The 8,427-nt window shown below is 59.2% G+C and carries 9 protein-coding genes and 1 pseudogene; 3 read left to right on the forward strand and 7 right to left on the reverse strand.

The genetic code is table 11. From position 1 onward, the window contains the following. The 3 genes from SB4_RS03505 to SB4_RS03515 all read right to left on the reverse strand — a co-directional run. Positions 1-207: FAD-dependent monooxygenase (locus SB4_RS03505; RefSeq protein WP_193753726.1), on the reverse strand; the 207-nt coding region annotated here is incomplete at its 3' end. Positions 208-451: 244 nt separating this feature from the next. Then, positions 452-1,291 carry a MipA/OmpV family protein gene (locus SB4_RS03510; RefSeq protein ID WP_058751438.1) on the reverse strand — a complete coding sequence of 280 codons (840 nt, stop codon included), beginning with the start codon at positions 1,289-1,291 and terminating at the stop codon, positions 452-454. Positions 1,292-1,294: 3 nt separating this feature from the next. Continuing rightward, positions 1,295-2,152: a hypothetical protein gene (locus tag SB4_RS03515; protein WP_058751439.1), complete on the reverse strand. Its 858-nt coding sequence runs from the start codon at positions 2,150-2,152 to the stop codon at positions 1,295-1,297. Positions 2,153-2,256: 104 nt separating this feature from the next. Here SB4_RS03515 and SB4_RS19435 point away from each other — a divergent pair, with 104 nt between their 5' ends. Both SB4_RS19435 and SB4_RS03525 read left to right on the forward strand, forming a co-directional pair. Then, positions 2,257-2,874, forward strand: coding sequence for a TetR/AcrR family transcriptional regulator (locus tag SB4_RS19435; RefSeq protein ID WP_167345456.1), 618 nt, complete (start codon positions 2,257-2,259; stop codon positions 2,872-2,874). A gap of 62 nt (positions 2,875-2,936) precedes the next feature. Continuing rightward, a pseudogene (locus SB4_RS03525) lies at positions 2,937-3,532 on the forward strand (transposase family protein); the annotation flags it as partial. Positions 3,533-3,638: 106 nt separating this feature from the next. Here the strand turns inward: SB4_RS03525 and SB4_RS19440 are convergent. Beyond that, on the reverse strand, positions 3,639-4,028 hold the full coding sequence (locus tag SB4_RS19440; protein WP_193753727.1) for a hypothetical protein: 390 nt from the start codon (positions 4,026-4,028) through the stop codon (positions 3,639-3,641). Positions 4,029-4,317: 289 nt separating this feature from the next. On the opposite strand from SB4_RS19440, the gene SB4_RS20570 reads away from it, so the two are divergent. Next, positions 4,318-4,557, forward strand: coding sequence for a MerR family DNA-binding transcriptional regulator (locus SB4_RS20570; protein ID WP_153006050.1), 240 nt, complete (start codon positions 4,318-4,320; stop codon positions 4,555-4,557). 97 nt (positions 4,558-4,654) lie between these two features. Here the strand turns inward: SB4_RS20570 and SB4_RS19450 are convergent, their stop codons facing one another. From SB4_RS19450 to SB4_RS03535, 3 genes are all read right to left on the reverse strand, one after another. Further along, the gene (locus tag SB4_RS19450; RefSeq protein WP_153006051.1) at positions 4,655-5,629 is read right to left on the reverse strand and encodes a hypothetical protein; all 975 of its coding nucleotides are present in this window, start codon (positions 5,627-5,629) and stop codon (positions 4,655-4,657) included. Between the two features lie 33 nt (positions 5,630-5,662). After that, on the reverse strand, positions 5,663-6,298 hold the full coding sequence (locus SB4_RS18785; RefSeq protein ID WP_082669934.1) for a phage tail protein: 636 nt from the start codon (positions 6,296-6,298) through the stop codon (positions 5,663-5,665). A 78-nt stretch (positions 6,299-6,376) separates the two neighbouring features. After that, a partial coding sequence (locus SB4_RS03535) for an autotransporter domain-containing protein (RefSeq protein ID WP_153006052.1) occupies positions 6,377-8,427 on the reverse strand: 2,051 nt, incomplete at its 5' end.

An 8,427-nucleotide genomic window follows, 5' to 3' on the forward strand; every position in this document is an offset into this window, starting at 1 on the left:
ATTGGGTTTGGACCCTAGCGCTGTCTGCTCCAGTCCCATTCGGCGAAGCACCTCGCGGCCCACTCCACGCACATCGATGTTCTGGCCGCCATCGCGAAAGCTGAACGCTCGTTCGACCACGGTGACGTCAAAGCCAGCACGGCCAAGCCACCAGGCGACGGTGTTGCCGGCGACGCTGGCGCCGGTGATCAGGACACGACGGGACATAAATTCTGCTACTCCTCGCCTGCCCAACGAACGAGGGCGGTTAAATCCCCCTTGAAACCTACGAGGCTAACATACGCGCAGGGCGAACCCGGCGGCATCTCGAGAAACCGCAATCGATCACTTCGTGGGATCAAACACCTAAGCGAAACTGCTTTGATTGGGGTGAATGGCGGTAAGGTGACTGCCTCGTCACGGTAGCCGTTTCCATACGGACCGCGAAACGGTGGTGTCCGCCAGAGGCGGGTCATAGGTCAAATCGAAAGCTATAGCCCATGCCGGCGGTGAACTGCGCTCGCTGCCCCCGATCACGCAGCAATGGGGACCGGCTGGGCTGGTCGCTCAGCACATCAAGCCCCGTGAACACGGTCACCGCACTGCGCCGGGTAAGCGGACGCAAGACGGTCGTGCCGATGCCGTAGGATACCAAACCACCAGAAGCCGAGTATCGCGCCAGTCCGCTACGACGCGACTGGTCCTCATCGATGCCGAAATATCGGTCCATGAACCCTGCGCCTGCGAATGTTGCGCGAGGGCCGACGACAATGTTTGTACGGCCAAGGTTTTGGCGGTAATTGGCCGACACATCGGCGATCCAGCCGTCATGGCCTCCAAGGCCACGACGCAATTCCGCCCGGCCGCGAAAGGGGCCGACGCGCTTTTCCACGAACCCGCCAAGTTCGAACGCTGCGCCTATGTTTCCCAGGCCGACGAGAGCATCGCTCCCCCCGGCGATCAGAAAGGGGGAGCCACCGCGGCGCTCGTTCCGGCCAAAGCGAATCCTGCCAATCGGTCCGGCGGTCCACCCCTCTGCGCGGATCGCGTTCCAGCCGATGCCCTCCGGTATGGATGCGAACAGCTCGTCCTTATACCGGATGCGAAGGTCGGGGAGGAGCGAGAGCGCGGTGTCGCGCGATCCTTGCCAGACGGGACTGGCGACGATGGCCGCACCGACCGCTACGCTCCATCCGGCATCGCGCGATTCGGGCGGGCGACCAGAGGGTGGCCCGTCCGAAGGCTGCTTGGTCTGGGCAATGGCGGGCTGTCCGAGCAGTACCGCCAACATGGCAGGAAGCGCGCGCATCATCGATCATCCTGCCCTTTGGACGGATACGGCGTTGGACGCCGCATCGCCGAGCCATAGGCGTCGAGCGCCCTCGCCTCGCAGCGCGAACACGGTGACGACGACCACCGCGAACGCGGATACTGCACAGGTCGCCGCGATCGCCGGGATATGCCCGTTGCGGCCGTAGATGCCGAGCAGTGCCCACAGGAAGACAAGCGCGAACCAGGGGTTGCCCTTGCCGCGCCATATGGCCGCCGCAGCGATGGCACCACCGATCAGAATGATGGCGCCACCGATCGTCGCCTTGTCGACCGCCGGATTGACGCCGTAATAATTGAGCGTCGCCGCGATGTTGACGATCGTCGCGGCCGTCAGCCATGCGGCAAGCGCACTCAGAGGCAGCGCGACGACATAGCGCTCACCGCGCGTCAACGCACGCTCCGCCGCAAGGTGACGGTAAATGTGCAGCAGGCAGGCAAGCGATCCCGCGATGATAAGGACCGACACGAATGTCAGGTCGGCCAGTTGGGTATACAGCGCCCATAGCCCGTTGCCGATAAAGGCGCCCGCGCTGGCCCAACGCACCTTCGACAGCGCATGGCTTACTCGTTGCGCCGGCAGCGCCTGATACACCGCATAGGCCAGGGACCCGGCATAGAGCAGCAGCCATATCGAGAAGGTCCATCCGGCCGGCGTGATGAGCGCCTGGACCGATGACGATTGTTGGCCGATCTGTCTCCCAATCCCGAGGCTGGGCAGGATCGGCGTGGCAACTTGGAACACAGCAGCGACGACGACTGCAAGGCGGGCAGCGATCGTGGCGCCGGGCGAGAACAGTGTCGAGCCGTCGCCTGAATTGGTGGAATGCAGGGTGTTCATCATCGCGGATACTCCTTACGCACCCGTCATGTCCTTTTTGTATAGCACGTGCAATACAATATTATGGACCGGTTGCCCGCGCCTTCCCGGTCTGCCAAATCGTTGCCATGCCGAAGGCGAAGGGAACGAAGAGCAGCGGTCACGCTGAAAAGCGCGCATCCTTACTCCGCGCGTTTCGCGATCGGTTGACTGCGCGCAATCTGCCGCCGCCCAGTCTGCGCGAACTTGCGGCGAGCGCAGGTGTCACGATGCCGACCGTCCGGCATTATTTCGGCCGTCGCGAAGAGTTGATCATCGCGGTGATGGAGGATTTTCGGGACGTCGGCGAAGCGCATCTGCAGCAGGCACGACAGGCCGAAGGGGACTTCGCGACCTCGATCGACTGGCTGGTCCGCGCAATCATGCTCGGCCTGTCGATGCGGGTTTCCGAACTGCACGCAATGGGTCTGCGCGAAGGGTTGCGTCACGACCGTCTCGGTCCAGCATATCTGCTCCAGATCCTGGAGCCGACCATCCTCGCCATCGAAGCGCGGTTGCTACAGCATCAGGAACGCGAGCAGATGCGATCAAGTGACGTGCGAACTGCTGCGATCGGCCTGCTCTCGCCATTGGTCATTGCCTACTTTCATCAGAACGAACTTGGCGGAACCGAGACACGCCCATTGGATATGGGCGTGTTTCTCACGGAACATGTCGATGCCTTCGTCCGTGCGTACCGGGCGTAGCTGCAGGTGACCCTCTAGGTGTTTGATGGTGCGATCCTTTCGTTGGAATGGAAGGAAGCAGCATGGGACAGGCACGTCACGGGGGCGCCACGACCACGCACACCGTCCGAGCAGCAATACAGCACGCCAAGCTTCGCTCGCGACGCTGAACCGTGAGCTGGGGATCAACCCGAAGACGGTCGCGAAGTGGCGCAAGAGGGCGACGGTCGAGGATCTGAAGACCGGGCCGAAGGCCCCTCATTCAACGACCCTCACCGAGGCGGAGGAGGCGATGGTTGTGGCGTTCCGGCGCCACACATTGCTGCCCCTGGATGACTGCCTCTACGCCCTGCAGCCGTCGATACCGCACTTGAGCCGGTCAGCGCTGCATCATTGCCTGCAGCGGCACGGCATCTCCCGCCTGCCAGACGTCGAGGGCGATAAGCCGAAGCGAAAACGCTTCAAGCGCTACCCGATCGGTTTCTTCCATATCGATATCACTGAGGTGCAGACTGCCGACGGCAAGCTCTACCTGTTTGTCGGCATCGACCGCACAAGCAAATTTGCGGTCACCCAGCTCGTCGACGAGGCTGATCGCCGGACAGCATGGCAGTTCCTCGAACACCTGCGGACAGCTGTGCCTAACCGCATCCACACGATCCTAACGGACAATGGTATGTTGCATGGGTTGAACGTCGTTGATGCGATCAATCAGCATATAATATAATAGGCAACCACTGGACGTGCGGGTATCACAGGGCCCGCCGCTAAAGGGGCCGTTCGCACTACAACGCAACCCCGCCGCGCGGATAAATCTCTTCGAATTGGGGGGCCTGAAGACCCACATTCGGCCATTCAGGGCGCCCGGAGCGCTTCCCAGCTTCGGTCATTCGTTCATGTCGATCAATCGGGTCTTCGGCTTCGTTGGCTTGAGCTGCCGCCTTCTGAGTGGTCCATCGACTATGACAGTCCGGCTCAAGGGCCGGAAAACTCTCACTCAGCATGGATGAAAAAACAGGGGGGACGTCAGTGTAACCCTGCCCTATCGCGTCTTTGACAAGATGCGCAGGGTAAACCAGGCGCCCGTGGTCGACGGCAAACACCTCGACGCCGCTCTGGCGCTCACCCATGCCATCCAGCAGGTGCAGCCGCACCACGCCAAGCGCAACAACCACGAGCCCGCGCGAACCACTCAGCCCGGCGGGATGTTTAAGGCCCCCTCGCCCGTACCACCTAGGCCGAAGCTGGACCGCCGCAAACTCGGTAATCAGCGCCTGAAGCGAGGCCCTCGCGTTTCAAACGACGAGTTCGTCGCGCGCGGCCTCGGCGAGTCTGTCCGCCAACAGACGGGATAATCGGATGACGTGCTTGGCAGCGTCTCAGAAAACGATGCCGAAATGGGAATGTTGCTGATACGGCCTTGACGTGGAGCGCGCTCCAAGGGGTAGCTGCCCTTCGCAAGGAGTGCGCAGCCGTGAAGGTCAGCGATTTCGCCGCGCATGCGGCCTGAGGCCCGACACCATCCGCTACTACGAGCGGATCGGCCTGCTGTCGCGCATCGTCCGCCGAAGGGGAGCTTGCCGACGCGATCGATCTTTTCGTGGCTGTGGAACGGCTGGCATGGGCCTCCACTGGGGGAGCCCCATCACCGGAGTTGGTCGCCCTACATCGCGAATTGGTCGATCGCATCGGAACAGGCGATAGGCCTAAAGCCGGTGATGGTCGCACCTCCGCAAGCTACAAGCCGACTGCAACGATTGGTCGGCATCAAGATCACAAATATGTGAATGCATGAGAAATATTATAGCTTTAGCGGACTTTTTCGCCTTACGCTCTCATAAAACGTGTCATGGTTATCAGGTGGAGGCGGCATGTCGAAGTTTCCTGATGTAATTTTTGCTTTATTGAACAGTGAATCCGTAAATACCGCGTGGAATGATGGCGGGCTGTCTGTCCGAGAAATAGTGATGGTTATTTCCCGTTCTTTTTGCATTATCAGAGTATACGCGGCATAATAATCAGACATTACCTTCGCGCAATCCGATAATATTTGTTTCCAGTTTTCTTTTAAATCGTCAGTAAAAGACACGCCAGGGGAATAACTGCGAACTGACGGCGTCGCCGAACTCGGCTTTACACTACCCCATAATCCGATACATAATGCCGCGACCTCTGCCAAGTTAGAAACTACGCTTCGAAATTCTGTGTCATTGCGATCGGCATCAAGTGTTTTAACACTATTAATAAGTAGGGAAGGAGGATAAAATCCCTCAATCTCTAATTTTTTCTCTTGTACGATTGTTTCCGGAATCTGCCACGCCTTTACCGATGCAGAGTTGTCTACGAATATGTCCCTACCCGTAAAAAAAAGATCGCCGTATGATTCCACTCTCTCAAATAAAAGAGTATTTGTGTTGGGAAAGAAATCGTCCGATGTGAACGCGCAATAGCCCCTTACTTTTGTATTTCCGGCAAATTGATCCCATAACGATGTAGTATACCAGCAGTAACTAGAGTTTTCTACATACACTCTGTACTTGGTTGATCCAATAACTTGCCCATCAACAATCGCTGCTATTTGGAATACGCTTTCGCTCACATGGCAAACGGTAAGCATGTTGTAGCTTGATTCTACATCCTTAAATACCGCCCACTGCCCCGGGCTAGTTTTTACTATTTTCTCCTTTGGAGTATAGACGCATTTGCTATTGATTATTTTGAAATCAATTACCTTATCCGAGCTATTAAAAATCTTTACGTCGAAACGATATCCCATAACGCCCCCTTAAAATCATTTGGAAACATGCTATTAATCTAGAATTGGAAAATTTCCTTCAACTGCTATATAGTATCCGATAGCAATAAAAGGGATCGGGATGGGGTATGGGGTCTTACTTCCTATCGTAAGATAACCTTTAACATCAGTGCCGTTGTTTGAAATAATGGTTTTAACTCCACCGAGGGAAACTCCCGGGGCGCTTGCATCGGTTGTGAATATAGCAGCGGCATCTGTTCCCGACTTTGCTTCACACAGCATCGCGTTATCAACAAGAGTGTGCGAACCTTTTGCTCTTTTGACGCTTATCTCGGTTTTTATTGCAGAAGGGTTTAGTGTAACAGTGAGTGGAGCTTGAATCTCTGGAAAGTTTTGCCAATTGACATGGGTGTATGGGTGCTCTTCGTTTTGCCACCTTTCAGGGTAGCGCTGTCCTGTCGATTTGCTGTGGGCTGGACACACGGGAACGACACTTCGAAAGTCTGGGATTCGAAAGGTTTGCAGAGTTTGCTCGGATTTAGGGGTATAGGCATGGCCTATGATCGTGAAGAGCGGCGTATGGTCGGCGATCTTCAATTCGCGTCCATCGCACAGCATGAACCCTTGGGGTGTTTTACCGACCCCAGCAAACATGATGATCTCACCAATAATAGGATCAGTAAGCGACATTGTTAATTCCTGTTATTAGAGTGAATTTGCACAATATTTTCGTTAACCAGTGAATGGATTGGTCTTGCCCTCAGGGTCCTAGAATGCTTTCCGGACCTGCACCCCGGTGGTAGCGGCACGTTCACCGTTGGCGACCCGGACGCCCAGATCGAGGCCGAGATCCCAGCCTGATCGCATGGCTAGACCGATGCCTGGAGCGAACAGGAACTGCTCGCGCGACCAGCCGGATCCCACTAGGCTGTAATAGTACGGACCATCGACATTGGCATAATCCAGCCCCTGGCGCGTACCACTAGTGAACTCGTGCAGCCATTCGGTCCGCAGGCGCCCAGTTAGCAGTCCCACCGACAGCGGCCGCTGCCATGCTATGCGTAGGCCGAGCGCCCCAGTAATCGACCGGAGCTCACGATCGTCGAACCGAAGGTTGTAGAAGCCCGCGCCTTCCTCACGGTAGCCCGCAAGGCGTCCGTTCAGATATTCGGCCCGGCCGTAAAGTGACCAGCGCAGTGTGCCGGTTGTCCGATCGATCCCCGACGACAATGCGCCAGTGGTGAACGTGCCGGTCCGGTTCGCCCTTGCCAGAGCTCCTGCTCCGGCGTCCATGCGGCGTAGCGTGTAGTCGAGCCACCCGCGAGCGAGCATACCATCTACGAACATGCCTTCCACCGGCGCCACGCTTCCATAGACGGCCAGCATATTGTTCTCGCTGTTCACTCGGTCGACCCCGCCCGCGATCAAGCTGCGATCTCGGCCGATCCCTCCGCCGACACCAAGCGTGACGCCCTCGGCGACGTGCACGTCGATACCGGCGCTGACGCCTGCGGTTGTCGCGCTGACCTTCGAGCGACCAGTGATCGCATCGCGGGTGCCAACGTCGATGGTCCCGCCCGTCCACAGGCCGACCTTGCCACCGCATCCGGCGGGAGTTTCGTCCTTCGTCGATCCCTCCACAGAGCGCGCAGCGCGGCCCGTATCATTGGGAGCCGTGCTCTCGATCGGCTGCCCCGGGATGCGTCGTTGATTGGGCCGGTCGGTCGAGCTAAGGCGCAGACCGTTGACCATCCGGGCGCAGTCGGCACCGTGCAGCGTCTCGGCATGGCCCATGAAATTAGCAACTTGGGTCCGTGAGAACCGGCGAGCCGCTTCGGCTTGGGCATCGCTCATGGCGCGGACATTCGCATCTCGCGACGGGTCCGGGCGCGCGGTGACGGTAAAGGTTACCGCCGCGGTGGAGGATGTGCCGAACGCATTGGCAAGGGTATAGCCCACGGTGATCGCCCCGCTGAAGTGCGCCTTCGGCGTTACCTGCAGACGGAAGGTTCGCGCGTCCGTGGTGCCGCCGGCGACGATCGTGGCAGTTGCCTGGTCGGCAGGCGACACGCTGGTGATCGCGGCTGCGGTGAACGGTCCGCCGGAGGCTGCGGCCGTCAGGTCAACCGAGGCAGTCTGACCGTCGATAGCCGACGCCGTGAGGCCCGGAGCCGTGGGCACCTTACCGACAACCTGGATGGTGGCGGTCGCAGGCGTCGAGGTGCCTCCTGGACCGACTGCGACATACTGGAACGTATCGGTGCCCTGATAGCCCACATCCGGCGTGTAAACGGCGATGACCTGACCTGGGATCGAGATCGACGACGCTGCCAAGGCAGCAGCCATGAGCGGCGAGCCACCGAAGCCACGCATCGCGAGGGAGCGCGAGATCGTGATCGTGCCATGAGTCGGTTGCGTGACAATCCGAATGTCGTCGAAGACGCCTGTTACCAGGCTCGACAGGTTGAGGCTGACGCTCTGCCCTGCCTCGGTCTTCGTGTTGGCCGCAACCGACGTGGTCACCGGATTGGTAGCGACCGGCGGGGGCGGCGCGCTGACGGCGAGCGTGTAGGTGGCAGTGCCGGTCGCGCCATGCGCATCGGTGGTGGTGACGGTGACGCTGTAGCTGCCGGCCGCCGTCGGCGTGCCCGACAGGGTGCCGGTGCTCGACAGGGCCAGCCCGGCCGGCAATGTGCCCGCGGTGACGGCATAGCTGTACGGTGCGGTGCCACCCGTGGTGGCAAGCGCCTGGCTGTACGCCGTGCCCGCAGTACCACCCGGAAGGCTGGTCGGTGCCAGTGTCAGCGTGGGGGGAGGCA

It is taken from the genome of Sphingomonas sanguinis, assembly GCF_001476905.1.
Lineage (GTDB): Bacteria > Pseudomonadota > Alphaproteobacteria > Sphingomonadales > Sphingomonadaceae > Sphingomonas > Sphingomonas sanguinis_B.

What these genes read in the sequence shown, in the direction of transcription:
- SB4_RS03510 (WP_058751438.1), bottom strand. Translation starts at nt 1,291, where the DNA reads ATGATGCGCGCGCTTCCTGCCATGTTGGCGGTACTGCTCGGACAGCCC.
- SB4_RS03515 (WP_058751439.1), bottom strand. Translation starts at nt 2,152, where the DNA reads ATGATGAACACCCTGCATTCCACCAATTCAGGCGACGGCTCGACACTG.
- SB4_RS19435 (WP_167345456.1), top strand. Translation starts at nt 2,257, where the DNA reads ATGCCGAAGGCGAAGGGAACGAAGAGCAGCGGTCACGCTGAAAAGCGC.
- SB4_RS19450 (WP_153006051.1), bottom strand. Translation starts at nt 5,629, where the DNA reads ATGGGATATCGTTTCGACGTAAAGATTTTTAATAGCTCGGATAAGGTA.
- SB4_RS18785 (WP_082669934.1), bottom strand. Translation starts at nt 6,298, where the DNA reads ATGTCGCTTACTGATCCTATTATTGGTGAGATCATCATGTTTGCTGGG.